This window comes from Flavobacterium sp. GNP011, from assembly GCF_056428925.1.
In genome coordinates this window covers 1-25,352 of the sequence record NZ_JBWJVJ010000028.1, presented here as the reverse complement: position 1 = coordinate 25,352, position 25,352 = coordinate 1, and the positions used below count along the sequence as shown (strand labels likewise).

Here is a 25,352-nt window from a genome sequence, read left to right as displayed (position 1 = left end):
TATTGCCAACGCACAAGACCTTTAACATGAGAAAAGTAATTATTGCATTTATTTTAATTTTCAGTACAAATTCCTTTTCTCAAGACATGTATGACATTATTGGTAAAGAAACCTGTGCTTGTCTCGGAACAAAAAAATTAGATTATCAAAAAATAGATAAGAAAGAATTACAAACTCAAGTAGGGTTGTGTATGATTCAAAGTTATACGAGCCACATAAATGAATTCAAGGAAGAGGAAAAAGTTCAGTTTGATGACAAAGATGGAATGCGAAAAATGGGTGAGAAGGTAGCGCTTAAAATGCTAGTCAACTGCCCGGAAATTATTTTAGAGTTGGGGAAATCCACTCAAAAAGATGTTTCGGATGAAGATGATGAAGAACTTGTTGTTGATGAGCCTCAAGATGTTTTTATAGAAGGTCAAGTTACCGCTATTAAAAAAGATCAATTTGTTTCTTTGCAACTAAAAGATAAAAACGGAAGAGCTTATAGTTTTTTATTATTGGATTACTTTGAAACAGCATCTGTATTGACTAATAATGAACTTAAAGTTAAAGATTCTGTAAAAGTTGGTTACACTGAGATTGAACTTTTTGATGTAGCTACAAATGAATTTAAATATTTTAAAATTTTAACAGATATACAGCGTCAATAAATTCTAATTGCCCTGAAATTACAAATACAACTATATGTACGTCCCTTTTGAAAACTTACCCGAAGATTCTAGAATTTGGATTTATCAATCCAATAGAAAATTCTCTGATGCTGAATTTGCTGAAATAGAAACTTCATTACAATCTTTCTTAGAGCAATGGGCAGCACATGGAACTAGTTTAGAATCTTCTTATCTATTAAAGTACAATAGGTTTATAATTATTGCTGTAAATCAAGAAGTACAAGCAGCTACAGGTTGCTCCATAGACGCTTCTGTAGAGTTCATTCAATCATTAGAACAAAAATATACGGTTGATTTATTAGATAAAATGAATGTGACTTTTAAGTTAGGAGAACACATTGCTCATAAAACGCTAATTGATTTCAAAAAAATGGTGAAAGACAAAGCGGTTACTGAAAACACAGTAGTTTTTAATAACCTGGTAAACACTATTGAAGAATTTAATGAATCTTGGGAAGTTACTGCTATGGATAGTTGGCACAGTCGTTTTTTTTAAGAGTGATACCAAGACATCAAAACTAAAATTGTCATTAATTTTTTTAAAATGCAGCAGTTAAAAACGCAATTTTTATTTTTTTTCTTGTTTTTAACGGCAAGTTCTACTGTTTTTTCTCAAAATCTAGATATAAAAGTTTTAAGAGCTATACACGTTGAACGAAATCAAAATTTTGATTCTCAATTTAACTATATTACAAATAGTGCCGTACCAGTAAGTATTGCAACTCCAGTACTGATGTATTCTATTGGGTTAATAAAGAAAGATAGTACACTTAAACATAAAGCAATTTTTATTGGAGAAGCATTTCTTGTAAATGCTTTTATAACAAAAGCATTAAAAGTAGCTGTTAATAGAGCACGACCGTTTGACACTTATTCAGATATTGTTCCAGTTGTAACATCTACGGGTACATCTTTTCCTTCAGGTCATACTTCTATTGCTTTTTCTACTGCAACCTCATTAAGTATGGCGTATCCTAAATGGTATGTCATTGTACCTTCTTTTTTATGGGCAAGTAGTGTGGGTTATTCTAGAATGCATTTAGGTGTTCATTATCCCAGTGATGTGGCAGCAGGTGCGCTTATAGGTGCTGGATCTGCTTTTGCTACCTTTAAGATTAATAAATGGTTGAGTAAGAAAAAGTTTAGAAAAATAGAAGGTGTTAAATAAAAAGCCCTTTTATTTAATAGTAATTATTTATTTTTTTTCCGTAGACATTTCTTTTTCATTTTTTTAAACTTCCACTTCTTTTTTTGAATAAGTTACTTTAATGAATGGTAATTAACATTAATTTCAGGAAACTCAATTCAAATTTACTTACTTTCGTTGTATTAAATAGTTTTCATGAAAATTGCAATTGTTTGTTATCCTACCTTTGGAGGTAGTGGCGTAGTAGCCACAGAACTTGGTCTTGAACTAGCGAGACGTGGTCACGAAATTCATTTTATTACCTATAGACAACCGGTGCGTCTTGCATTGCTAAGTCCAAATGTACATTACCATGAGGTTAATGTACCTGAATATGCCTTGTTTCATTATCAGCCTTATGAATTAGCGCTATCCAGTAAACTGGTAGATATGGTAAAATTGCATCAAATAGAATTGTTGCATGTGCATTATGCTATTCCGCATGCTTATGCAGGTTATATGGCAAAACAAATGCTAAAGGACGAGGGAATAAATATTCCTATGGTAACTACACTGCATGGTACTGATATAACTCTTGTAGGTAACCATCCTTTTTATAAACCTGCTGTAACTTTTAGTATCAATAAATCTGATTTTGTAACTTCGGTTTCTCAGAGTTTAAAAGACGATACCTTAAAATTATTCAACATAAAAAATGAAATTGAGGTCATTCCTAATTTTATAGAGTTGGATAAAAACAAAACCGATACTAATTTTCCTTGCCAACGGTCAGTCATGGCGAAAGACAATGAGAAAATCATTACCCATATTAGTAATTTTAGAAAAGTAAAACGAATTCCTGATGTAATTAAAGTTTTTTATAACATTCAAAAAGAGATTCCTGCGAAGCTTATGATGGTGGGTGATGGTCCCGAAAAAGAAAAAGCGGAGCTTTTGTGCCAAGAACTAGGCATTCAAGATAAGGTAATATTTTTTGGTAATAGTAATGAAATTGACAAAATTTTATGTCTCACAGATTTGTTTTTATTGCCCTCGCAAACGGAAAGTTTTGGACTTGCGGCACTTGAAGCAATGGCTTGTAATGTTCCAGTTATTTCTAGTAATTCTGGTGGATTATCCGAGGTGAATTTTGACGGTGTTTCTGGATATTTAAGTGATGTGGGAAATACCGATGAAATGGCTGTTAATGCTTTGAAAATTTTGAAAGATGAAAAAACATTAGCAGCGTTTAAAGAAAACGCCTTTGAAGTTGCTAAACAATTTGATATCAAAAACATTTTACCCTTGTACGAAGCTTTGTATCTAAAAGCTATTAACAAGTACAAATAATCAAAGTGGTATGGAGAATCTAAATTTTTAAAATCATGAAAAAAATAGTAATGGGGCTTATGATGATAACTTTGTTTTCTTGTGCAACAGGTAAGCCAGTAGCAACTGATTCAAAAAAGTTATATGAAGTACTAACAGAACAGACTTATGGAGGTGCTGCTATTCGATTTTATGAAATTTTGTCAGAACCAAATGAGATAAGGATGCTTCAAAAGGATGAGAATCTTAAAAACAGCATTAAACCTACAGATTTACAAAACTCGAATTTCGTAATTTTGAATATGGGTCAAAAATCAAGTGGTGGTTATAGTATAAATGTTGAGGGCGTAGTAGAAACACCAACTCAAATTATTATTAAGGTAAAAGAAACAGGGCCGGAGCCAGGCGGAATGGTTACACAAGCCATGACAAACCCATTTTGTGTAGTAAAGATTAACTCAAAAAAAGAAATTATTTTTCAATAAAAAAAGAGGCTATTTACGAATAAATAGCCTCTTTTTTATGAATCTGTTAATTAGAATCTGTATCTAATACTTAATGCTAAATCTGGAGCAAAACTATCGTCTCTAAAATTATCAGAATTAAAGTAAAGTTCTGGTCTGATATCAAGACCTAATTGAATAGGAGCTTCTTTAAAGTTATATTCAAGACCTAAATTTCCGGCAACAAAAGCAAATGTACCGCTATCATCTACGTTAAAGTTGTTATTGAAATTATTATCATAACTCCAGCTACCTAATCCACCACCTACACCAGCATACCAGTTGAAACCACCATCAATGTTCCAAACCCATTGGTATAAACCTGTAAGTTTAAATGCATCAACGTTATTACTATTTCTAAAACCTAAATCTAATTCTAAACGGTTGTTGTCACCAAGACCTCTTTGATATGAAATTTCTCCACCAAAACCGTCACTATCTCCTAAACGAAGACCTAATGCATTTTTTGAAATATCTTGTGCTTGTGCTGTAAATGATAATGCTACTAACATAACAGCTGATAAAATAATCTTTTTCATTTTTATTTGTTTTATTTAGTAAGCAAATCTATTTATTTTAATTCAAAGTGTGTTGTAAAATTTTATTTAAAAGTTACATAATTTCCACTTGACGCATTATAATTTGTGCGGATCTTATTTAATTAAGTGTTGCTTGTTGAATATTTGTTTAGAAATGGATTGACTCTCAATTAAATCTTCCATTTCAAAAAGATTTTCATCCTCTTCAAAATTCATTTCGCTATAATGAAACAGTTTCCACCTTTTATTGTTATATTCTAGTGCCGTAAGGTTTTCTATCCAATCTCCAGAATTTAGATAGAGTGTAGAGCCACTTTTGGTTTCTTTTTTGATGATTTTTGGTTCGTGGATATGTCCGCAAATAACGTAATCGTATTTTTTTTCTATAGCTAATTCAGTTGCAGTTTTCTCAAAATCAGAGATGTGTTTTACTGCTTTTTTTACACTAGCTTTTATTTTTTTGCTAAATGAATACGGTTCTTTCCCCAGTTTGTTTAAACACCAATTTGCAAAACGGTTGATCAAAATAAGATAATCATACCCTAGACCTCCCAATTTTGCAATCCATTTCGAGTGTTGCACTGAGGCATCAAACACATCGCCATGAAAAATCCATAATTTTTTCGAATCTAATGTTAAAATGAGTTTGTCTACCAATGCAAAATTTCCCAATGAGATGTCACTGAACTTGCGTAACATTTCATCATGATTTCCAGTAATATAGTACACCTTTGTTCCTTTTGAAGCAAAACTTATAATTTTTTGAATAACTTTTAAATGTGATTTAGGGAAATAGGATTTTCTAAACTGCCAGATATCAACAATATCTCCATTTAGAATTAGTATTTTAGGTTTAATAGAAGATAAATAATTGAGGAGTTCCTTGGCATGACTACCAAAAGTGCCCAGGTGTACATCGGATATGACAACCACTTCTACTTTTCTTTTTTTCAAGGTTTTTTTATTTTTGAAGTTTAACAAAATAATTAAAAAAAAATCAAGTAACATTGAATTAAAAGTTAAGAATACCGATACAATATTAATTTAATAACAATAAATCTAAGATCTTGCTTAAAACTTTAAACACTAAACTTTTGAACTTTGAAGTAAAATGGTACTTTTGTTCAAAATCAAATTGCAATGGCAGGAAATAGTTTTGGAACATTATTTAAAATTACAACATTTGGAGAATCTCATGGTGACGCTTTAGGTGGTATAATTGATGGTTGCCCTTCTGGGATAGCTTTAGATTTAGATGCTATACAATTTGAAATGTCTCGAAGAAAACCGGGACAGTCAGCTATAGTTACCCAACGTAAAGAGCCAGATGCAGTTCAGTTCTTATCCGGAATTTTTGAAGGTAAAACTACTGGTACTCCCATAGGTTTTGTTATTCCAAATACCAATCAAAAATCAGATGATTACTCACATATTAAAGATAATTACAGACCAAGTCATGCTGATTATGTTTATGAAAAAAAATATGGTGTACGCGATTATCGTGGTGGCGGAAGAAGTTCTGCTCGAGAAACAGCCTCAAGAGTAGTTGCTGGTGCTATTGCTAAACAAGTCTTATCTGAAATAAAAATTAATGCTTATGTTTCTCAAGTAGGACCAATAGCTCTTGATAAACCATACCAAGAATTAGATTTTTCCAAAATTGAAAGCAATCCGGTACGATGCCCAGATGAGCAAGCTGCGGCCATCATGGAAGATTATATTCGCGGTATCCGCAAAGAAGGAGATACAGTAGGAGGTGTGGTATCTTGTGTTATTCAAAATGTTCCTGTAGGTTTAGGTGAACCTGTTTTTGATAAATTGCATGCCGAGTTAGGTAAAGCTATGTTATCAATTAATGCAGTGAAGGGTTTTGAATTTGGAAGTGGTTTTGAAGGAGCAAAAATGAAAGGTAGCGAGCACAATGACTTGTACAACACTGATGGAAGCACAAAAACCAATCTTTCAGGAGGAATTCAAGGTGGTATAAGTAATGGAATGGATATTTATTTTAGAGTTGCTTTTAAACCTGTTGCTACAATCATGAAAGAGCAAGAATCATTAGATAATCAAGGAAATATAACTGCTATGACAGGAAAAGGACGTCATGATCCTTGTGTGGTACCACGAGCAGTACCTATCGTAGAAGCAATGGCAGCAATTGTGTTGGCAGATTTCTATTTGATAAATAAAACGTACTAAACAAACTCAATAAATTAAAAAAACACACATAGTATTTCATTAAAGATGAACGATTATGCTAAAAATAACATAACTAAATATCAAGTAATTAAAAATAATTTAATGGATCATACTACAAAAAAGACTTCTTTTTTTTCAGGATTAACTGGACAAATATTGATTGCAATGGTTCTTGGAGCCGTACTAGGGATTATAATACATAATAGTATAACTCCAGAAGATGCACAAAATTTTAGTAGTAAAATAAAAATTTTGGCTACAGTTTTCATTCGTTTGGTTCAAATGATTATTTCGCCTTTAGTATTTACAACCCTTGTTGTGGGTATTGCAAAATTAGGAGATATTAAAGCTGTTGGGAGAATTGGAGGTAAAGCCATGGCTTGGTTTTTTACAGCTTCTTTTGTTTCATTGTTGCTTGGAATGTTTTTTGTGAACGTTTTGAAACCAGGAATAGGACTTAATTTATCTAATGTAGATTTAGCGGCAGTGTCAGAAGTGACTGCAAAAACACAAAACATATCATTCGATAATTTTATAGAACATATCGTTCCTAAAAGTATTTTTGAAGCGATGGCTACGAATGAAATTTTACAGATTGTAATTTTCTCAATCTTTTTTGGACTAGCAGCAGCTTCATTAGGGGATCACGTTAAGCCAGTGATTACAGCATTTGACAAAATATCACATATTGTTTTAAAAATGGTGAATTTCGTTATGAAGTTTGCGCCTATTGGTGTATTTGGAGCCATTGCAGGAGTGTTTGCAGTAAGAGATTTTCAAGAATTAGCCATTACGTATTTCAAGTTCTTTGGTTCTTTTTTGATTGGTATTTCGTCTTTATGGATCGTTTTAGGAGTTGTAGGTTATATTTTTCTTAAAGGAAGAATGACTGTATTGTTAAAACGCATCGTGAGTCCATTAATAATTGCCTTTGGAACAACTAGTAGTGAAGCTGTTTTTCCAAAACTTACAGAGGAGTTAGAACGTTTTGGAGTAAAAGACAGAATCGTATCTTTTATGTTGCCATTAGGATATTCTTTTAATCTTGACGGAAGTATGATGTATATGACATTTGCCAGTATATTTATTGCGCAAGCGTATGGTATAGATTTATCGTTAGGAACTCAGATGACGATGTTATTAGTGTTAATGCTTACCAGTAAAGGTATTGCGGGTGTGCCGAGAGCTAGTTTAGTAGTAGTTGCTGCAACATGCGGTATGTTTGATATTCCTATTGAAGGTATTGCTTTAATTTTACCAATAGACCATTTTTGTGATATGTTCAGGAGTGCTACAAACGTATTAGGAAATGCTTTAGCTACTTCTGTAGTAGGGAAATGGGAGGGAAGTGATGATGCTGATGAAGTGGTTTCTTTATAAAGTAAGTTCACTTATTGATATAAAAAAAGCAGTAAAAATTTTTACTGCTTTTTTTGTTTTAAGTTGTTTCAAGTACCTAATACCAGCGTTTCTTATTTTGTTTTGATGTAGCTGATTTTCTTGATTTGTGAGCTCCACCGCTTCTATTGGAATTTTTTTGTTGTGATGCGGGTGCCGACTCAGGGCTTCCTGAGTGCCAATGAAAGGAGTGATCATTAACAGTTTTAACATCTACTTTTATCAGTTTTTGAATTTCTTTCCAATACGTATGTTCGTCTTTACCGCAAAAAGAAATGGCAATTCCGCCATTACCAGCGCGTCCTGTTCGTCCTATGCGGTGTACGTAGGTTTCTGGAATGTTTGGTAAATCAAAATTGATTACTACTGGAAGTTGATCAATATCAATTCCTCTGGCAGCAATATCAGTAGCAACAAGAACACCAATTTCTTTGTTTTTAAAAGCATCAAGAACACGTTGTCTCGCATTTTGGGACTTGTCTCCATGTATAGCTTCGGCAGGAATATTGTTTTTGCGCAACGCTTTGACTACATTATCAGCACCATGTTTTGTTCTGGAGAAAACCAATACATCTGTCAAGTTTTCGTTCTTGATTAAGTGGTACAATAAATTTCTTTTTTCCCCTTTTTCTACAAAGTATACTCTTTGCTCCACATTTTCGGCGGTTGAGGAAACAGGTGAAACAGTTACGGTTTCAGGATCTGTTAAAAACATTTCAGCAAGTTCTCGAATGGCAATTGGCATCGTAGCCGAAAAAAACAAAGTTTGTCTGTTTTTTGGCGTAAGCTTTACTATTTTTTTAACATCATTCACAAAACCCATATCAAGCATTTGATCTGCTTCGTCAAGAACTAATGTGTGAAGATGATCTAAGTCAATAAACCCTTGTTTGTGTAAATCCAGTAATCTTCCAGGTGTAGCAATCAAAATATCGATACCGTTTTTTAAAGTATCTACTTGTGGATTTTGAGAAACACCCCCAAAAATGGTTAGCTGAGTTAGATTAGTATATTTGGCATACGTTTCAAAGCTTTGGCCTATTTGCACGGCAAGCTCGCGCGTAGGAGTCACTACAAGAGCACGAATTTGTTTGGCTTTTTTTGAAGACCCTACAATTCGATGCAGTTGGTGAATAATAGGTATTGCAAATGCAGCAGTTTTTCCAGTTCCAGTTTGTGCACAACCTATTAAGTCACGTCCAGATAAGACTATTGGAATAGATTGTTCTTGAATGGGAGTTGGGTTTAAATAACCTTCTTCAAAAACGGCTTTTTGTATGCTTTTTGATAATGATAACTCTTCGAATAACATAATTTTGGGTATTAATTGGGCTGTAATTAGAAAGTAAACAGCGTGGCAAAGATAGTATTTATATTTTTGGTTCCTTTTTTCTAAAAATTAAAGGTTACTTTATTAAATGATAGGTAGCAAGGAACCATTTGCTTTTATAAAATCAGTTACAAGATATCCTATTAATTTACCTATCAGATGATTGTTTTTATCTTCACCCAAATCAGGTGCACCCTCGCAAATGTGAATGTATGCCGCATTACGGCGTTTTCCATAATAATATATAAACTGTCGCAATTGTTCTACAGAAAAACCGCTCATTGTCATAGCACTACAAGCTATGTTAGGTATGGCATCTAAGTCAATTTCGATCCCAAATGGTTCGTCATTGATAAACTCTAGGGCATGCATCATTTCTTGTGTAAAATCTTTTTCTCTCCTGATACTGATGCTATCATAGGTATTATACCGAACTCTATCGTCTAGTTTTTTAATAGTATCCAATACATTTTTTGAGGTGTAATTTTCATGCAATCCAAAGACGAAATATTTTTTCAAAAAACCTTCTTCAAAGGCATAAGAAAATCCGTTACCGCTATGTCTTCCCTCTAGGATTCTAAAATCAGAATGAGCGTCAAAGTTGATCGCATTAATAGGTTTGCCTTTTGCTAGAGCAGTTCCTTTTATATTACCATAGGAGTTATTATGCCCGCCACCTATTACAATAGGGATTTTTCCTAGTTTTACAATACTAAAAATTATATGGGAAACATCTTTATCTATTTTTGTGACTAACTGACTTAGTTTAGACCGATCATCAATGTCATTAAAATCAAGGCTTGCTACCTCTTTCATCAACTGTACTACGTCTAGTTGGCCCAGAATTACAATCTGACTTCCTTTACAAAACCTATTGTGTTGAATATTAGCAATACTAGCTATGGCGCTATCCCATGCAGAAGCAGCTCCTGGTCTGCCATAATTGGCTCGCACACCTATATCTTCAGGAATTCCAAAAAGTACATATCGGGCCTCGCAATTTTTTATAAAATTCAGTGAATCAGTATCTTTTGGGATAGTGATCATTTTTTCACCAAATTTTATCTCTCCACTTCTGTGGTTCGTAATTTTAGCAAGATCCTTTATTGTGAACGGTATTATTTTTTCCATCAGAAAAATTTTTTTTCTCAAAAATAATATAATTGCATTAACATACGTTAGTACATGGACAGATAATGTTAAATTTGTAAACAAAAAATTAAATTCGAAATGGAAAATCCCAAAAGCAGTTCAAGCCTTAAAGCGGTTGTAGCGATATTAGCTATTTTATTAGTAGGTAGTTTAGTCTATATTTTTAAAATCACTTCAGAAGCTGAAGTGGTAAAAACAGAGTTAGGTAAAACATTAACCGAAAAAGAATCGGTAATGAAAGATTTACAAGAATTAAAAATGACATATGATGCTGCCATTGCAGAAAATACATCTATGTCTGACGAACTTATTTTAGAAAGAGACAAAGTGGTAACTTTAATGGCAGATTTAAGTAAATCTAAAGGTGATGTTGCTTCGTTATCTAAATACAAAATGCAATTAAATGCTTTACAAGGAAAAATGAAAGTGTTAATGGAAGATAATGAGTCTTTGAAAAAGGCAAATACAACTCTTACTTCTCAACGTGATAGTACAGCGGTTGTTCTTGGTGAGTCAAAAAAATACAACGAGGCACTTGCTGGTCAGAACGAAGAATTGACAAAAGTGGTTGAAAAAGCAGCTAAATTAACGGTGTTAAACACAAGAGGTTCTGCATTCAAATTAAAAAGCTCTGGTAAAGAAATCTCAACAGATAAAGCAAGTAGAGCTGATGTTCTTAGAATAAGCTATACAATTGCTGAGAATCAAGTGGCTCAATCCGGTTCTAAAGTGTATTATGTTCAAGTAATTGATAGTAAAAACAACGTTATTGGAGATAAGAAAACAGAAAGCTTTGGTGACAATAGTTTGACTTATAGTTTTATTTCAAATATCAATTATGAAAACAAAACTGTAGATGTTACTGAAAGTGTGAGAGGAAAAGATTTTCCAAAAGGAACTTATTATGTAAATATTTTTGATAAAGATCAACTGGTTTCTAAAACTAGTTTTATATTAAAATAAAAATATCAAACAGATAATAGGAAAGAGGAACTCAAGTGTTCCTCTTTTTTTATGAAATGATTTCTCCTGCAATCATAACAGTTTCTATAAGATTACTCCCAAAAGCGTATGGCAATTGATAATAGGACGAAACAGGTTTTGTAATAATTAAATTTGCGACTTTGCCTCTTGTGATACTTCCGTGCGTGGTGGCTAGATCCATGGCATATGCACCGTTTATTGTAGCTGCATTGATAGCTTCTTCGGGTGTCATTTTCATTTTTATACAGGCTGTAGCTACTACAAAGTTCATATTTCCCGATGGTGTTGATCCAGGATTAAAATCTGTGGCAAGAGCAAGCGGAAGTCCCGCATTAATCATTTCGCGAGCAGGTGTATACGGAATACTCAAAAAATATGAACATGAGGGTAATGCAACGGGCATAACGTCAGTATTTTTTAAAGCTTCAATGTCCTCTTGAGTCATGACTTCAAGATGATCAACAGAAAGAGCATTGAGTTTTATTCCTGCTTGAATTCCGCCTATAGAATTGAATTGATTGACATGTATCTTTGGCTTTAAGCCAAATTGAATACCGGCTTCCATAATTTGTTGGGTCTCTTCAACAGTAAAATAACCAGTTTCACAGAATACATCAAAGAAGTCAGCCAGTTTATTTTTTGCAATGGTAGGAATCATTTCATTGATTATTAGGTCAATATAGCCTTTTTGATTTTCTTTGTATTCCAATGGAAATGCATGTGCACCTAGAAATGTAGCTTTGATTGTAACAGGATAATTTTGTTTTAATTGCTGAATTACTCTAAGCATTTTTAATTCTCCTTCAACGGTTAAGCCATATCCTGATTTAATTTCAACAGCTCCGGTTCCTAATTGCATGACTTCTTCTAGTCGTCCCTTTGATTGTTGATAGAGTTCTTCTTCTGAGGTTTCATTTAGTTTTTTAGCCGAATTTAAGATTCCACCACCACGATTTGCAATTTCTTCGTATGTCATGCCATTAATTCGGTCAACAAATTCTTGTTCACGGTTTCCTGCATACACAATATGCGTATGGCTGTCACACCAAGACGGTAAAACTATTTTTCCTACTGCATCAATGGTTTTATTAGGTGTCATTTGAGGCAACTCTTCCATAGCGCCGAAATCAGAAATCAGGCCGTTTTCTATAACAAGATAGGCATTTTTTATTGTGGGTAAAACAGCCATATCAGCCCCAGAAACTTTCAAAACGGAAGAATCCCGAACCTGAAGCAACTCTTTAATATTAACGATTAATGTTGTCATTTATAATGAAGTTATTCAGTGATTTTAATTTCGAACATTTTGTCCCAATTTTTCCCTGTCACAAAAATGGTTTTTGTTTTAGGGTTATAGGCAATTCCATTTAGTACATCTGTGTCGGGTAATTGAGTTATTTTTTTCTTTAAGTCCGCAAGATTTATAATAGCTTCAACCGCTCCATTTTTAGGGTTTATCACTGCAATGGCATCTTTTTGGTATACATTTCCGTAAATTTTTCCATTAATCCACTCCAGTTCATTAACGGCTGCTACTTTAGAGTTTAAAGAGTACACATGAATTTGGTCAATACGTTTAAAAGTTTCTGGATTTAGTATGTGAATGGTTTCTGAGCTATCAGTCATGTATAAGTGGGTACCGTCATTAACTAATCCCCAGCCTTCCATATTTTTATAGTATGGCATTGTTTTTTCTTTTTTGAAAGTATCGGCATTGTACACGTATCCTTCATTGTTTTGCCATGTTAATTGATATACTTTATTATTAAGAATTGTAATTCCTTCGCCAAAATATTGATCAGCTAGTTCCACCTTTTTATACACTTTTCCCGTTTTGTAATTTGTTTTTCTTAAGCTGGAGATTCCTCTTTTTCCTGATGGTCCTGAACCATTTCCAGTTCCTTCGTACAGCGTATCTCTATAAAATTCTAAACCTTGAGTGTAGGCAGCAGTGTCGTGCGGGTAGGTATTTACAATGGTATATTTTAATAGTTTTGGTTGAATATTAGAAACCAATTCAACGCTTGTGGTAGCTTCTGAGTTTTGCCCTTCGAAAAACACTATGGTCTTTACGTTTTGGAATCCTAATTTTTGGTCTTTAAAATCTAATTTAAAAGACGTATTTCCTTTGGAGGACGCTATCTTTTTATCATTAACATAAAATGCAATACTGTCAATTGTTTTAGAATTGCTGTTTATAATATTTATATCAAGAGCATCATTTGGGGTGTATTGCAGTTTAAATTTAGAATTATCTATGCTGAATACACTATTTTGAATATTTTTTGTTTCGTTGCAACTGTTAAGAGCTATTCCTAATAAAATGACAGATAGGAAGTTATATTTTTTCATAATCGTTTTTTTTGTTGCACTAATATACAACGTTATTTTTAATGAGTAAAGCACTTGCAAAAATATAAAAAGATTGTATATTTGCACCGGCAAGTCCTACACGACCAGCTCCTGCAGACTCCCCCAGGATGGGAACATAGCAAGGGTACGTGGTTGAGCGGTGCGATGTAGGTCGCTTGCCATTTTTTATTTCTTTTTAGTAAATGTAGTCTTCCTTAGGGAAGATTTTTTTATTTTTGACCAATCCTAATTTAAAAATAAAGTTGATGAGTAAGGTAGTTTTAATAACCGGAGGTTCTTCAGGAATAGGGAAGTCTATTGGAGAGTTTTTGCAGCAGAAAGGTTTCACTGTTTATGGAACTAGTAGAAATCCAGAACGTATTCTAGATTCTGTTTTTCCTTTAGTAGCTTTAGATGTAAGGGATGTTAATTCTATTCGTGCGGCTGTTGCCAAAGTTATTGAAACCTCAGGAAGATTGGATGTTGTGATTAATAACGCTGGTGTAGGGATTACTGGTCCACTAGAAGAAATTCCGATGGATGAAATTAAAAATAATTTTGAAACTAATTTCTTTGGTCCAATTGAAGTCATGAAAGCGGTATTACCTCAAATGCGTTTACAACAATCTGGTTTGATCATCAATATAACATCAATAGCTGGCTATATGGGATTGCCTTACCGCAGTGTTTATTCGGCTTCAAAAGGGGCACTTGAATTGATAACCGAATCATTGCGGATGGAAGTAAGGTCCTTTGGTGTTAAAATAACGAATATTGCTCCAGGAGATTTTGCTACAAATATTGCAGCAGGACGTTTTCATGCGCCAGTCATACAAGGATCAGCTTATGAGAGTGCATACGGGAATACTTTAAAAACAATGGATGCACATGTAGATAGCGGCAGTAATCCAACTGAAATGGCTGAAGCAGTTTATAGAATAATACAAACTCCTGAACCAAAAATTCATTATAAAGTTGGGGTTTTTATGCAGAAATTCTCTATTGTATTAAAGAGAATTCTTCCTGATAAAGTATATGAAAAAATATTGATGAACCACTATAAACTATAAATATGGAAGAAATATTGATATCACTTTTGCCAATGATAATTATTGTTGGAGTTTGGATTTTTATAATGATTTTTTTTAGAAAAAACTTTAAAAAAAACCCATACAATAAAAAACAAGATGAAATGATTTCTCTATTAACAGAAATCAAAGAAGAACTTAAACAATTGAATAAAAAGGATGCTTCAACATAATTATAAGTTGTAATTTTGCGCCGCATATAAGTGCGTGAGGGATTGCAGTGAAAATCCCTTTTATTTTTTTCTTTAAAAAATAAAAGATTATAGCGAAAAGCCCGACCCTTGGGTCACGCCCAAAGAATTAGAAACACACAATTAAATATAAAACAATTATGAAATTTTTTATTGACACGGCTAATTTAGCTCAAATTAAAGAAGCGCAGGCACTAGGGGTTTTGGATGGTGTAACAACTAATCCTTCCTTGATGGCTAAAGAAGGTATTACAGGAAAAAACAATATTTTAAAGCATTATGTGGATATTTGTAATCTTGTTGATGGTGATGTAAGTGCTGAAGTAAATGCTTTGGATTACGATGGAATGGTTAAGGAAGGCGAAGAGTTAGCAGATTTACACGATCAGATTGTGGTAAAATTGCCCATGACGAAAGAGGGTGTAATGGCTGCTAAATATTTCTCTGATAAAGGGATCAAGACGAATGTAACTTTAGTATTCTCTGCAGGACAGGCTTTATTGGCTGCAAAAGCGGGTGCTACTTATGTTTCTCCATTCATTGGTCGATTGGATGATGTATCTACAGACGGTTTGGCTTTGATCGAAGAAATTAGATTGATTTTTGACAACTACGGCTATGAAACACAAATTCTTGCAGCTTCGGTGCGTCATACGATGCATATTGTAAACTGTGCAAAAATTGGTGCTGATGTTATGACAGGTCCTTTATCTGCAATTTATGGATTGTTGAAACACCCACTGACTGATATTGGATTGGCACAATTTGTGGCTGATTTTGAAAAAGGAAATAAATAAAATATTTTTCGTTGTGTAGTTTTTAGTCACAGCGATTGGAATAAAAAAATCCCATCAACTCAGGTTGATGGGATTTTTTATTGGTTTGGTTTTGGTTAGTTTGGTTTGAAATTAGTGTCCTCCACCAACTTCTATTTCTTTTCCGATTCCTTGTTTTTCAAGAATTCCAATTACTTTCCAACCGTAGAATGCAATGAATGCAAAGCATAAAACAGGAATAAAATATGAAGTATGGATGCCAATGATGTCAGCCAGTTTTCCCTGTAATGGCGGTATAATTCCACCTCCAAGAATCATCATTACTAAGAAAGCAGAACCTTGAGAAGTATATTTTCCTAATCCAGCAATAGCCAATGAGAAAATAGAAGGCCACATGATGCTTAAGAATAAACCGCCACTCATAAAAGCAAAAATTGCAATTGTTCCTGTGGTAAACAATCCAATAATCATGGCTGTCATTCCCATTAATCCAAAAATCATTAATGTTCTAGATGGTTGGTCTTTGCCTAGAAAGAACCCTGCAATTTGAAATAAAATCACAAATGCATACGCGTATAAAGGTGTTACATCTTGTCCAGAAATGGCATTAGCTGTTAATACAACTCCAAATGCAACATAAGGAACAACGATTAATAAGATTTTTTTAAGTTGTGAAGAGGGATTAAAAACAGTAATAGCTCCTGCCCAACGTCCGATCATTAAACTTCCCCAATACATAGACATATAAGGTGCTAAGGCTGGTCCTGCTATGGAACCGAAATCAGGAGTTACTAATAATTCACCTAGATTACTTCCTATTGTCACTTCGACTCCTACGTAAGCGAATAGTGCAAGCATTCCTAAAACCAATTGTGGATATTTCATGGCTCCCCATCCTTCAGGATTTTTTTGGGCAGTGGTATTTGCAAATAATAATCCAATAACTACAACTAATAATGTAGAAACGGTTAGGGATAGACCTAGATAATCTTTTTCTTTGTTAGTAATGAAATGTTGGATGAAGTCAGCATCTTCGTAACGAGAAAATATGAAAGCAAAAATAGCGACTAAGGTTACCGTAATTGCGATCAGCGTTTTCATAGCTTTATTTGCGGTTTCAAAAGTTGAGTCGCTTTTTCCTGAAGGTAATTTTTTAGAAAAATGAAATAAGGCTGCTGCTAATAGAAATAACCCACCTACAAAAACGTATAATATTCTCATAGAGTCTAAAGAATCTGGTTTTTGAGCAAATTCTTCAATGTTTACTCCAGCAACAACACCAAATAATGCAATCGATACAACTATAGGTCCAATAGTAGTTCCTAGAGAATTGATTCCGCCCGCAAGATTTAATCTGCTTGATGCTGAATGGGGTTCACCAAGAGATGCGGCAAAAGGTTGTGCTGATGTTTGCTGCAATGAAAAACCTAATGCTACAATAAACAAAGCGCCAAGAATAAACAAATAACTTCCTTGAGTTACAGCAAGTATCATTAGTACAGCTCCAAGAGTGCTGATTAATAAGCCGTAAATAATTCCTTTTTTAAATCCCCATCCATTAAGAATGTCTTTTTTGGCAATGCTACTAAAAATAAAAAGCAATAAAGCTCCAATATAATAGGCACCATAAAATGCAAAATCAATAAGCTGGCTTTGAAATTGATCTAAGCCAAATTTAGCTTTGCAAAAAGGGATAAAAACTCCATTTGAAGCGCCGATAAATCCCCAAAAGAAAAATACGGTTATAAGCGTATAAAGCGCGGAATTATTAGATTTTGTTTGTTCTGAATTCATAGTTATAAAATCGTTTGTGATTAATAATGGAATATTTTTGTTTTTGTAATACAGTAAATATATTTGTTAAGTGAATTAAAAAAAAATAAATAACAAGAAATAGTTTGAGATTTATTAAATCATTAGTTTTTATTCTTGAAAGCTACTTTTTTTTCAAACTTTCTTGTTGCTTTCATAAAAAATCTGGTTGGTTATAGTTGATTTTATTTTGTTTGATACTTTTAAAAAGTGGCTTTTATGATTGTCCTGCTCATATCTTTAATTTGTCTGTTGCTTTTAAAAAGTTGTTGCGCTGTTGCTATTGTTTATGACTTGGAATACTAAAATCATTAGCTTTTCAATATTGAACTTTTGCGTTTAACATTTATTAGTCCTTTCTAGGTATCAAAAATAGACTTTGGAACAGGAGAACTTCAGAGAAACAAACATCAAAGATTTAGCGTTTAAAATGTATCAATAATTTGGCAATAGCCAATGTTTTCTTATCAAATTTCTATTGTGCTTTTGGAATGTAATTGTGAACAATTTGATAGTTGCAGTGTGGTTAATTCGGAACTTTTTATGAATCTATTAAATGAGTGTTTTTTTTCGTATTTTTGCAAAAATTTTATAAAATAGACATTCATGTTAACAGTAAATAATTTATCAGTTCAGTTTGGCAAACGAATCTTGTTTGACGAAGTAAATACGACCTTTACACACGGTAATATCTACGGAGTAATTGGAGCCAATGGTGCTGGAAAATCTACTTTTCTTAAAATAATTGCTGGAGATATGGACCCTACATCAGGCCATATTCACTTAGAACCGGGGAAACGTATGTCGGTTTTAAACCAAAATCACAATATGTTTGATGACAGCACTGTTCTCGAAACTGTGATGATGGGAAATAAAACATTGTATGCCATCAAGAAAGAGATGGATGCTTTGTATTTAGATTACAACGATTCAAATGCCGATAGAATAGGGGAGTTGCAAGTGCAATTTGAAGAAATGAACGGTTGGAATGCTGATTCTGATGCTGCTTCAATGCTGTCTAATCTTGGAATTACCGAGGAGCATCATTACACACTAATGGGCGATTTAGAGGGAAAAACGAAGGTTCGAGTACTTTTGGCGCAAGCCTTATTTGGAAATCCTGATTTATTAATTATGGATGAGCCTACAAATGACTTGGATTTTGAGACGATTGCTTGGTTAGAAAATTTCTTGGCAAATTATGAAAATACCGTAATTGTAGTATCGCATGACAGACACTTTTTAGACTCTGTTTGTACGCATATTTCTGATATTGATTACAATAAAATCAATCATTACTCTGGGAATTACACGTTTTGGTATGAGTCAAGCCAGTTAGCTGCAAAGCAACGTGCACAACAAAACAAAAAGGCTGAGGAAAAGAAACAAGAATTAGAGGAATTTATTCGTCGTTTTTCTGCCAACGTTGCTAAGTCGAAACAAGCAACTTCTCGTAAAAAAATGATCAGTAAATTAAATATTTCCGAGATAAAACCTTCTAGCCGAAGATATCCTGCCATTATTTTTGATCAAGAGCGTGAGGCAGGAGATCAAATCTTAAATGTACAAAACTTAAGTGCCTCTATTGATGGAGAGATTTTATTTAAAGGTGTAGATTTGAATATGGCAAAAGGAGATAAGATTGTCTTGTTTTCAAAAGATTCGCGTGCAACAACTGCTTTTTACGAAATCTTGAACGGAAATCAAACAGCAGATTCTGGTACTTTTGATTGGGGAGTTACAACAAATCAAGCGTATTTACCGGTTGAAAATCATTCGTTTTTTGAAAGTGATTATTCACTAGTTGACTGGTTGCGTCAATGGGTGAAAACAGAAGAAGAACGTGATGAGGTAAATATTAGAAGTTTTCTGGGGAAAATGATTTTTTCAGGCGAAGAAGCTTTAAAAACATGTCGTGTTTTATCTGGTGGAGAAAAAGTGCGATGCATGTTGTCCAGAATGATGATGGAACGCGCTAACGTGTTAATGCTTGATGAACCTACGAATCACTTAGACTTGGAGTCCATTACAGCTTTTAATAATTCATTAAAAAACTTTAAAGGATCCGTAATTTTTACCACGCATGATCATGAGTTCTCTCAAACTGTCGCTAATAGGGTAATTGAACTTACTCCAAATGGAGCTATTGACCGTTACATGACATTTGATGACTACTTGGATGACGAAAAAGTACAAGAATTAAGAGTTAAAATGTATTCTAAATAAAATAAAATATCCCGCGGTAGCGGGATATTTTTTGCCATAAAATCAAGTTTTAATTTTAAGCAGCTGTTATTTTTTGTTGAATAATTTGGTAATTAAAAAAAATATAATTGCAATAACTGCAATAACTATAAAAATCCCAACACCTACACCGGCTTTAAAAATTCCCTTAACGACAGAGCAGCTTGATAAAGTAAGTAGTAGGAAAAATAATAATGAGATTCTGGTAATGATTTTTTGCATGATGTGAGTTTTTATATTGTTTTTAGTTTTTGTAAAATTAAATCAAAAGAAAAAAATGTTTGTTACACAATTAGCGCAGATAATTACAAAATGATACGTTTCAATTTTTTATAAAATCATGCTGTATTTGTGTACATTTAATTTGAAAATGCTAAATATGTATTTGTATATTTGTGTAACCAAAGAATAAACTCGCCATGAGCCAAAAAGTATTGCTTACTGCTAAAGAAGTTACTATCATTTTACACCGTTTGGCTTGTCAATTAATAGAAAAACACCTCGATTTTTCAGATACGATTTTGGTAGGAATTCAACCAAGAGGAGTTTTTTTAGCAGAACGTTTAAAAGAAATTTTACAAGACGAATATCAAACTCCTGAAATCCAGTTGGGGTATCTCGATATAACTTTCTTTAGAGATGACTTTAGAAGAACGGATAAACCATTAGAAGCCAATAAAACTAAGATCAACTTTATTGTTGAAAATAAAAAAGTAATATTTATTGATGATGTATTGTTTACTGGACGAAGCATTCGATCAGCTCTAACTGCAATTCAATCTTTTGGCAGACCATCTGAAATTGAATTATTAGTTCTTATCGATAGAAGATTCAGCCGTAATTTACCTATCCAACCTGATTACAGAGGTAGACAGGTAGATGCGATCAATAATGAAAAAGTAAAAGTTAGTTGGAAAGAAAATGATGGAGAAGATGGTGTTTATTTAATCACCAGTGAATCCTAGCAATTGTAAACCAGAAAATATAATCGTAAATAGAAATGAAAGAATTAAGCGTAAATCATTTATTAGGTATAAAGTACATCAATAAAAATGATATTGACTTGATATTTGAAACCGCAGATCATTTTAAAGAAGTTATTAATAGACCGATAAAGAAAGTACCTTCATTACGAGATATTACCATTGCTAATATTTTTTTTGAAAACAGTACACGAACAAAGCTTTCATTTGAATTAGCTCAAAAACGTTTGAGTGCTGATGTTATTAGTTTTTCGGCTGCACAATCCTCAGTAAAAAAAGGAGAAACATTAATTGATACGGTAAATAACATCTTATCTATGAAAGTAGATATGGTAGTGATGCGACATTCTAATCCGGGTGCCGCATATTTTTTATCCAAAAATGTAAAGGCGAGTATAGTCAATGCAGGCGATGGAGCGCATGAGCACCCTACACAGGCCTTGTTAGATAGTTATTCGATTAGAGAAAAGTTAGGTGAAGTTGGTGGAAAAAAGGTTGTAATAGTTGGAGATGTGCTGCACTCAAGAGTAGCTTTATCTAATATTTATGCATTGCAAATGCAAGGAGCCGAAGTGAAAGTGTGCGGGCCCAAAACGTTAATACCAAGATACATCAACTCATTAGGAGTTGGGGTTGAACCTGATTTAAGAAAAGCACTAGAATGGTGTGATGTGGCTAATATGTTACGCGTACAAAATGAGCGCATGGATGTTAATTTTTTTCCATCAACACGAGAATATGCTCAGCAATACGGCTTAGATAAAACTCTTTTAGAGTCCTTAAGTAAAGAAATCGTAATTATGCACCCTGGCCCTATTAATAGAGGTGTTGAGATTACAAGTGAGGTAGCAGATCATCACCAATCTGTAATTTTGAATCAGGTTGAAAATGGCGTAGCCATTCGAATGGCTGTCATTTATTTATTGGCCTCAAAAATTCAATAACTGTATTCAGTACTTTAGATAAATAATGTACCACTAGATTTTTATAAATGTATTTAAATTTAATATCATGAAAGTAGATCAAAAAGGGCACACAATAGTAATTCGAGATACACAAGGTGACTTTACATCTTTTTTAATGAAAATTACACACCAATACAAAACATTTGAAAAGCATAACATAATTATTGATTTGTTGATGTATGAAAGTATGTCAATATCAGACATAAAACTTTTTTTACCATTATCAAAAGATCATAAAAAAGCAAAAAAGTCATTTGTAATTGTTACTGCGGATTCTGATTATAATGCAGTTCCATCAAAGTTAACCGTAGTTCCATCATTATTAGAGGCCCACGATATCATTGAAATGGAAGAGATTGAAAGAGATTTAGGCTTTTAATCAATCTATTCTTTTTTTTAAACCCTATTGATTAAGGAAGCAAGTATAAATAATCGAATAAATAGTATATTGAAATTAACAATTCTTGGTTGCTATGCGGCCACTCCTAGAACTTTTACAAATCCCACAGCTCAGGTTTTAGATATAAATAACAGACTCTTTTTGATTGATTGTGGTGAGGGTACCCAAGTTCAGTTGCGAAAAAATAAAATTAAATTTTCTAGAATTAATCACATTTTTATATCGCACTTACACGGAGATCATTTTTTTGGGTTAGTGGGTTTAATATCTACCTTTTCATTGCTAAATCGGACCACTGATTTACATATTTATGGACCAAAAGGTATTAAAGAGATTATAAAATTACAACTGAGACTGTCTAATTCTTGGACCAATTATGGATTGTATTTTTACGAGTTAGAATCATTAGAAAGTGAAATAATTTTTGAGGATCATAAAGTTATTGTCAAAACAATTCCCCTTAAACACAGAGTTTACACGAATGGTTTTTTGTTTCAAGAAAAAATAGGAGAACGAAAATTAAATATAGACGCAGTTCAAGATCATGAAATTGATACCTGTTATTATCAAAATATAAAAAACGGAAGAGATATCACCTTAGAAGACGGTAGTGTTGTTTTGAATAAGGATCTTACTTTTGACCCTATACCAGCAATGAGTTATGCTTTTTGTTCTGATACAGTTTATAATGAAGATATACTTCCTATTATAAGTAATGTAGATGTTTTGTACCACGAATCGACTTTCTTACAATCGGAGGAAAATTTAGCTAAAAAAACATTACATTCTACTGCCAAAGAAGCTGCTTTAATTGCTATGAAAGCTAATGCAAAACAATTAGTTCTAGGACATTATTCAACTCGGTATGAAAGTATTGAAATGTTCAAGCAAGAAGCAGAAACTGTTTTTCCAAATATATTATTGGGTGACGACGGTAAAAGCTTTGAATTTTAAAATACAAATAATTTAAAAACACTATTTAAACTATACGATAATGAATGATTTAAGTGATTATAGAAAGTCATATGATAAAAGTGAACTTTTAGAAAGTAACATTCCAGAAGATCCTATAAATTTATTTAATAGATGGTTTCATGAAGTTGAAGACCATGGAGGAGATAGTGAGGTAAATGCTATGACTTTATCAACTATTGGTTTAGATGGTTTTCCTAGAGCGAGAGTAGTTTTATTAAAGAAATTTTCTGAGGAAGGTTTTATTTTTTATACCAATTATAATTCAGAGAAGGGGAGAGCTATAATAGAGAATGATAAGGTTTGTTTGTCATTTTTTTGGCATACTATGGAACGTCAAGTAATTATTAAAGGAGTAGCCACTAAAACTTCTGAAATGATTTCAGACAATTATTTTGACTCCAGACCAGATGGTAGTAAACTTGGGGCAATTGCATCTAACCAAAGTGAAGTTGTTTCGTCAAGAGAAGTTTTGGAAACTACACTTTTAAAGTTAGAAAAAGAGTTTTCAAATACTCCTATTTCAAGACCTGAATATTGGGGAGGCTTTATTATAAAGCCTTTAGAAATAGAGTTTTGGCAAGGTCGCCCTAATCGTTTACATGATAGAATACGTTTTATTTTTCAAAATGATCAATCTTGGAAAATAGACAGACTCGCTCCTTAGTTTGTAAAAAACTTACAATTTTGTTTTTATGATGTAGTTTATCGATTTTATTTGCCTTATAACGGTTTTTTAGCCTATATTTGAGTAAGGGAATAAAATTAGATTATTAATTTTAAAGTTTGTTAGCCCACATCAACTTTAAGTTTAACCTACATAATTATGACTACAAAATTACTTCGTACAATATTACTTAGTTTAGTGGTATGTATTTCAGCTTCATGTTCATCAAGTAGTTCTGATGAAGAAATTAATGAAACAACTGTACAAAAAGTAGCTAATTATCAGTACAGTACTTTTGAGATAGAAACAATGGATTTAATAAATTCATATCGAGTTAGTAAAGGTTTAAACCCACTTTTGAAAATAAATCATATGTCTTTCAAGTCTGAAGAACATGATAATTACATGATCGAAAATAATGTTGTTAATCATAATAATTTTGTAGAAAGATCAGAAAATATTATTCAAACCTTAGGTGCAAAAACAGTAAGTGAAAATGTAGCTTATAATTATATCACACCTCAATCTGTTCTTAATGCTTGGCTTTCAAGTCCAGGACACAAAGCAGTTATAGAAGGTAACTTTACTCACTTTGGTTTAGCAGTTAAAGAACATCCTTCAACTGGAAGAAAATATTTTACAAATTTATTTGCTAGAATTTAAGTTTTTTTTTTAAATTTTTTTTGAAGCTATCTCATTTATGAGGTAGCTTTTTTGTTTCTAATCGTTTACGTTATGTTTCTATATTTAAGTTTGAATTAGTATTTGATATGGAAAAATATAGTAACTCTAGTATTTGCTAATGTACTGTTCTTCACAATCTTTTTATCAACTATATTGATTGATTTTAGAATTTAATATGATAAGAGTTATTTGGACTTTCAAAATGTTACCAAATAGGTTTATTGATTATATAAAAAAAAAAGAATATCAATTATTTAACTTTTTCATCTTGCTCTTAGTTTTGGTGATTCATAATATCTATTTTAATTCTTATATTCTTGTTGTTATGGATTATCCAAAAAAAAACCTGAGGACTTTACCTCAGGTTTTAAATTAATTTAGGGTTTATCTATCGATTGATATATAAATAACTTGCTATTTTTTTAATTTGAGTATTGCCATCCTTGTCAATTGCGGTGTAGTTTAAAATATAGTAATAAGTACCAGTTGGTAAACCAGCAGTATCTTTAATAGTTGTTCTTCCACGAGAATAACCATCAAAATAATTGGTTTGGTTGTTATAGTTTTTTGTTTCAAATACTAATACACCCCAACGATTATATATTTCTAAGCTATTTTTCGGATAACAAGAGGTATTGTCAATGTTTTCAATAATTAATTTATCGTTAACGCCATCATTATTTGCGGAAATAGCATTGAATACTTTCACGGTTCCACATGCTAGTACTAAACAATCATCATTAACTTTCATAGTTACTCTTATTGTAGTAGGACAAGCTGTATTACTTTCTTTATATTCAAATACTTTGTCACCTATACTTTGACCAAAAGGATTAAATTTATCACCTTGCAAAGCGCCTGTATTATCTACATCAGTCCAAGTACCATTAGTAGGAGTTCCAATAGGGAGCAAGCTATTCATATTTATTATAGCTGTATCTCTATTACATGCAGAACTTTCAATTGTTTTAAACCCATTTGTAT

General features: G+C 32.7%; 27 protein-coding genes and 1 other RNA gene. 19 read left to right on the top strand and 9 right to left on the bottom strand.

Features of this window, described 5'->3' with window-relative positions:
• The 5 genes from AC061E_RS16100 to AC061E_RS16080 form a co-directional block, all read left to right on the top strand.
• Positions 1 to 653 (top strand): hypothetical protein (locus AC061E_RS16100; protein ID WP_478287169.1); only part of this gene is annotated, 653 nt, incomplete at its 5' end.
• Positions 654 to 687: 34 nt separating this feature from the next.
• Positions 688 to 1,170, top strand: coding sequence for an ABC transporter ATPase (locus AC061E_RS16095; RefSeq protein ID WP_144892182.1), 483 nt, complete (start codon positions 688 to 690; stop codon positions 1,168 to 1,170).
• Between the two features lie 48 nt (positions 1,171 to 1,218).
• The gene (locus AC061E_RS16090; protein WP_478287168.1) at positions 1,219 to 1,842 is read left to right on the top strand and encodes a phosphatase PAP2 family protein; all 624 of its coding nucleotides are present in this window, start codon (positions 1,219 to 1,221) and stop codon (positions 1,840 to 1,842) included.
• Positions 1,843 to 2,016: 174 nt separating this feature from the next.
• Positions 2,017 to 3,150 carry an N-acetyl-alpha-D-glucosaminyl L-malate synthase BshA gene (bshA, locus tag AC061E_RS16085; RefSeq protein ID WP_478287167.1) on the top strand — a complete coding sequence of 378 codons (1,134 nt, stop codon included), beginning with the start codon at positions 2,017 to 2,019 and terminating at the stop codon, positions 3,148 to 3,150.
• A gap of 35 nt (positions 3,151 to 3,185) precedes the next feature.
• Positions 3,186 to 3,614 (top strand): protease complex subunit PrcB family protein, encoded by a 429-nt coding sequence (locus AC061E_RS16080; protein WP_478287166.1) that lies wholly within the window; start codon positions 3,186 to 3,188, stop codon positions 3,612 to 3,614.
• Positions 3,615 to 3,664: 50 nt separating this feature from the next.
• On the opposite strand, the gene AC061E_RS16075 is transcribed toward AC061E_RS16080, so the two are convergent.
• Together AC061E_RS16075 and AC061E_RS16070 are read right to left on the bottom strand one after the other, a co-directional pair.
• Entirely contained in the window at positions 3,665 to 4,171 is a 507-nt protein-coding gene (locus AC061E_RS16075; RefSeq protein WP_478287165.1) for an outer membrane protein, read from the bottom strand.
• Positions 4,172 to 4,285: 114 nt separating this feature from the next.
• Complete coding sequence (locus AC061E_RS16070) at positions 4,286 to 5,125, bottom strand: UDP-2,3-diacylglucosamine diphosphatase (RefSeq protein WP_478287164.1); 840 nt, start codon at positions 5,123 to 5,125, stop codon at positions 4,286 to 4,288.
• A gap of 186 nt (positions 5,126 to 5,311) precedes the next feature.
• On the opposite strand from AC061E_RS16070, the gene aroC reads away from it, so the two are divergent.
• Positions 5,312 to 6,370: a chorismate synthase gene (gene aroC, locus AC061E_RS16065; RefSeq protein ID WP_478287163.1), complete on the top strand. Its 1,059-nt coding sequence runs from the start codon at positions 5,312 to 5,314 to the stop codon at positions 6,368 to 6,370.
• 102 nt (positions 6,371 to 6,472) lie between these two features.
• Positions 6,473 to 7,750, top strand: coding sequence for a dicarboxylate/amino acid:cation symporter (locus AC061E_RS16060; RefSeq protein ID WP_478287162.1), 1,278 nt, complete (start codon positions 6,473 to 6,475; stop codon positions 7,748 to 7,750).
• 76 nt (positions 7,751 to 7,826) lie between these two features.
• Here the strand turns inward: AC061E_RS16060 and AC061E_RS16055 are convergent, their stop codons facing one another.
• Positions 7,827 to 9,080, bottom strand: a complete 1,254-nt coding sequence (locus AC061E_RS16055) for a DEAD/DEAH box helicase (protein ID WP_221916738.1) — start codon at positions 9,078 to 9,080, stop codon at positions 7,827 to 7,829.
• 102 nt (positions 9,081 to 9,182) lie between these two features.
• Complete coding sequence (locus AC061E_RS16050; RefSeq protein ID WP_478287161.1) at positions 9,183 to 10,229, bottom strand: formimidoylglutamase; 1,047 nt, start codon at positions 10,227 to 10,229, stop codon at positions 9,183 to 9,185.
• A gap of 99 nt (positions 10,230 to 10,328) precedes the next feature.
• On the opposite strand from AC061E_RS16050, the gene AC061E_RS16045 reads away from it, so the two are divergent.
• Entirely contained in the window at positions 10,329 to 11,213 is an 885-nt protein-coding gene (locus AC061E_RS16045) for a DUF8428 domain-containing protein (RefSeq protein ID WP_478287160.1), read from the top strand.
• Between the two features lie 49 nt (positions 11,214 to 11,262).
• Here the strand turns inward: AC061E_RS16045 and hutI are convergent, their stop codons facing one another.
• Entirely contained in the window at positions 11,263 to 12,501 is a 1,239-nt protein-coding gene (gene hutI / locus AC061E_RS16040; RefSeq protein WP_478287159.1) for an imidazolonepropionase, read from the bottom strand.
• 11 nt (positions 12,502 to 12,512) lie between these two features.
• Positions 12,513 to 13,586, bottom strand: coding sequence for a glutaminyl-peptide cyclotransferase (locus AC061E_RS16035; RefSeq protein WP_478287158.1), 1,074 nt, complete (start codon positions 13,584 to 13,586; stop codon positions 12,513 to 12,515).
• Positions 13,587 to 13,673: 87 nt separating this feature from the next.
• Between AC061E_RS16035 and ffs the strand changes: the two genes are divergently transcribed.
• From ffs to fsa, 4 genes are all read left to right on the top strand, one after another.
• An RNA gene (gene ffs, locus AC061E_RS16030) (signal recognition particle sRNA small type) lies at positions 13,674 to 13,771 on the top strand.
• A gap of 81 nt (positions 13,772 to 13,852) precedes the next feature.
• Entirely contained in the window at positions 13,853 to 14,656 is an 804-nt protein-coding gene (locus tag AC061E_RS16025; protein WP_478287157.1) for an SDR family oxidoreductase, read from the top strand.
• A gap of 2 nt (positions 14,657 to 14,658) precedes the next feature.
• Positions 14,659 to 14,847 carry a hypothetical protein gene (locus AC061E_RS16020; protein ID WP_478287156.1) on the top strand — a complete coding sequence of 63 codons (189 nt, stop codon included), beginning with the start codon at positions 14,659 to 14,661 and terminating at the stop codon, positions 14,845 to 14,847.
• A 158-nt stretch (positions 14,848 to 15,005) separates the two neighbouring features.
• Positions 15,006 to 15,662, top strand: a complete 657-nt coding sequence (gene fsa, locus AC061E_RS16015; protein WP_478287155.1) for a fructose-6-phosphate aldolase — start codon at positions 15,006 to 15,008, stop codon at positions 15,660 to 15,662.
• 111 nt (positions 15,663 to 15,773) lie between these two features.
• Here fsa and AC061E_RS16010 read toward each other — a convergent pair whose 3' ends face one another.
• The gene (locus AC061E_RS16010; protein WP_478287154.1) at positions 15,774 to 17,435 is read right to left on the bottom strand and encodes an MFS transporter; all 1,662 of its coding nucleotides are present in this window, start codon (positions 17,433 to 17,435) and stop codon (positions 15,774 to 15,776) included.
• A gap of 624 nt (positions 17,436 to 18,059) precedes the next feature.
• On the opposite strand from AC061E_RS16010, the gene AC061E_RS16005 reads away from it, so the two are divergent.
• Positions 18,060 to 19,679: an ABC-F family ATP-binding cassette domain-containing protein gene (locus AC061E_RS16005; protein WP_478287153.1), complete on the top strand. Its 1,620-nt coding sequence runs from the start codon at positions 18,060 to 18,062 to the stop codon at positions 19,677 to 19,679.
• Between the two features lie 66 nt (positions 19,680 to 19,745).
• Here the strand turns inward: AC061E_RS16005 and AC061E_RS16000 are convergent, their stop codons facing one another.
• Positions 19,746 to 19,919, bottom strand: a complete 174-nt coding sequence (locus tag AC061E_RS16000) for a hypothetical protein (RefSeq protein WP_478287152.1) — start codon at positions 19,917 to 19,919, stop codon at positions 19,746 to 19,748.
• A 197-nt stretch (positions 19,920 to 20,116) separates the two neighbouring features.
• Between AC061E_RS16000 and pyrR the strand changes: the two genes are divergently transcribed.
• The 6 genes from pyrR (at position 20,117) to AC061E_RS15970 (ending at position 24,347) form a co-directional block, all read left to right on the top strand.
• The gene (pyrR, locus tag AC061E_RS15995) at positions 20,117 to 20,662 is read left to right on the top strand and encodes a bifunctional pyr operon transcriptional regulator/uracil phosphoribosyltransferase PyrR (protein WP_478287151.1); all 546 of its coding nucleotides are present in this window, start codon (positions 20,117 to 20,119) and stop codon (positions 20,660 to 20,662) included.
• Positions 20,663 to 20,697: 35 nt separating this feature from the next.
• Positions 20,698 to 21,624, top strand: coding sequence for an aspartate carbamoyltransferase catalytic subunit (locus AC061E_RS15990; protein WP_478287150.1), 927 nt, complete (start codon positions 20,698 to 20,700; stop codon positions 21,622 to 21,624).
• 67 nt (positions 21,625 to 21,691) lie between these two features.
• Positions 21,692 to 22,024 (top strand): ribonuclease Z, encoded by a 333-nt coding sequence (locus AC061E_RS15985; RefSeq protein ID WP_478287149.1) that lies wholly within the window; start codon positions 21,692 to 21,694, stop codon positions 22,022 to 22,024.
• Between the two features lie 69 nt (positions 22,025 to 22,093).
• Positions 22,094 to 22,999: a ribonuclease Z gene (locus AC061E_RS15980; protein WP_478287148.1), complete on the top strand. Its 906-nt coding sequence runs from the start codon at positions 22,094 to 22,096 to the stop codon at positions 22,997 to 22,999.
• A 40-nt stretch (positions 23,000 to 23,039) separates the two neighbouring features.
• Positions 23,040 to 23,684, top strand: coding sequence for a pyridoxamine 5'-phosphate oxidase (gene pdxH, locus AC061E_RS15975; RefSeq protein ID WP_478287147.1), 645 nt, complete (start codon positions 23,040 to 23,042; stop codon positions 23,682 to 23,684).
• Positions 23,685 to 23,843: 159 nt separating this feature from the next.
• Positions 23,844 to 24,347 (top strand): CAP domain-containing protein, encoded by a 504-nt coding sequence (locus AC061E_RS15970; protein WP_478287146.1) that lies wholly within the window; start codon positions 23,844 to 23,846, stop codon positions 24,345 to 24,347.
• 409 nt (positions 24,348 to 24,756) lie between these two features.
• On the opposite strand, the gene AC061E_RS15965 is transcribed toward AC061E_RS15970, so the two are convergent.
• Positions 24,757 to 25,352 (bottom strand): T9SS type B sorting domain-containing protein (locus tag AC061E_RS15965; RefSeq protein WP_478287145.1); only part of this gene is annotated, 596 nt, incomplete at its 5' end.

Coding starts and splice junctions, on each gene's coding strand:
- AC061E_RS16095 (WP_144892182.1), top strand. CDS start 688: ATGTACGTCCCTTTTGAAAACTTACCCGAAGATTCTAGAATTTGGATT.
- AC061E_RS16090 (WP_478287168.1), top strand. CDS start 1,219: ATGCAGCAGTTAAAAACGCAATTTTTATTTTTTTTCTTGTTTTTAACG.
- bshA (WP_478287167.1), top strand. CDS start 2,017: ATGAAAATTGCAATTGTTTGTTATCCTACCTTTGGAGGTAGTGGCGTA.
- AC061E_RS16080 (WP_478287166.1), top strand. CDS start 3,186: ATGAAAAAAATAGTAATGGGGCTTATGATGATAACTTTGTTTTCTTGT.
- AC061E_RS16075 (WP_478287165.1), bottom strand. CDS start 4,171: ATGAAAAAGATTATTTTATCAGCTGTTATGTTAGTAGCATTATCATTT.
- aroC (WP_478287163.1), top strand. CDS start 5,312: ATGGCAGGAAATAGTTTTGGAACATTATTTAAAATTACAACATTTGGA.
- AC061E_RS16060 (WP_478287162.1), top strand. CDS start 6,473: ATGGATCATACTACAAAAAAGACTTCTTTTTTTTCAGGATTAACTGGA.
- AC061E_RS16055 (WP_221916738.1), bottom strand. CDS start 9,080: ATGTTATTCGAAGAGTTATCATTATCAAAAAGCATACAAAAAGCCGTT.
- AC061E_RS16050 (WP_478287161.1), bottom strand. CDS start 10,229: ATGGAAAAAATAATACCGTTCACAATAAAGGATCTTGCTAAAATTACG.
- AC061E_RS16045 (WP_478287160.1), top strand. CDS start 10,329: ATGGAAAATCCCAAAAGCAGTTCAAGCCTTAAAGCGGTTGTAGCGATA.
- hutI (WP_478287159.1), bottom strand. CDS start 12,501: ATGACAACATTAATCGTTAATATTAAAGAGTTGCTTCAGGTTCGGGAT.
- AC061E_RS16035 (WP_478287158.1), bottom strand. CDS start 13,586: ATGAAAAAATATAACTTCCTATCTGTCATTTTATTAGGAATAGCTCTT.
- AC061E_RS16025 (WP_478287157.1), top strand. CDS start 13,853: ATGAGTAAGGTAGTTTTAATAACCGGAGGTTCTTCAGGAATAGGGAAG.
- AC061E_RS16020 (WP_478287156.1), top strand. CDS start 14,659: ATGGAAGAAATATTGATATCACTTTTGCCAATGATAATTATTGTTGGA.
- fsa (WP_478287155.1), top strand. CDS start 15,006: ATGAAATTTTTTATTGACACGGCTAATTTAGCTCAAATTAAAGAAGCG.
- AC061E_RS16010 (WP_478287154.1), bottom strand. CDS start 17,435: ATGAATTCAGAACAAACAAAATCTAATAATTCCGCGCTTTATACGCTT.
- AC061E_RS16005 (WP_478287153.1), top strand. CDS start 18,060: ATGTTAACAGTAAATAATTTATCAGTTCAGTTTGGCAAACGAATCTTG.
- AC061E_RS16000 (WP_478287152.1), bottom strand. CDS start 19,919: ATGCAAAAAATCATTACCAGAATCTCATTATTATTTTTCCTACTACTT.
- pyrR (WP_478287151.1), top strand. CDS start 20,117: ATGAGCCAAAAAGTATTGCTTACTGCTAAAGAAGTTACTATCATTTTA.
- AC061E_RS15990 (WP_478287150.1), top strand. CDS start 20,698: ATGAAAGAATTAAGCGTAAATCATTTATTAGGTATAAAGTACATCAAT.
- AC061E_RS15985 (WP_478287149.1), top strand. CDS start 21,692: ATGAAAGTAGATCAAAAAGGGCACACAATAGTAATTCGAGATACACAA.
- pdxH (WP_478287147.1), top strand. CDS start 23,040: ATGAATGATTTAAGTGATTATAGAAAGTCATATGATAAAAGTGAACTT.
- AC061E_RS15970 (WP_478287146.1), top strand. CDS start 23,844: ATGACTACAAAATTACTTCGTACAATATTACTTAGTTTAGTGGTATGT.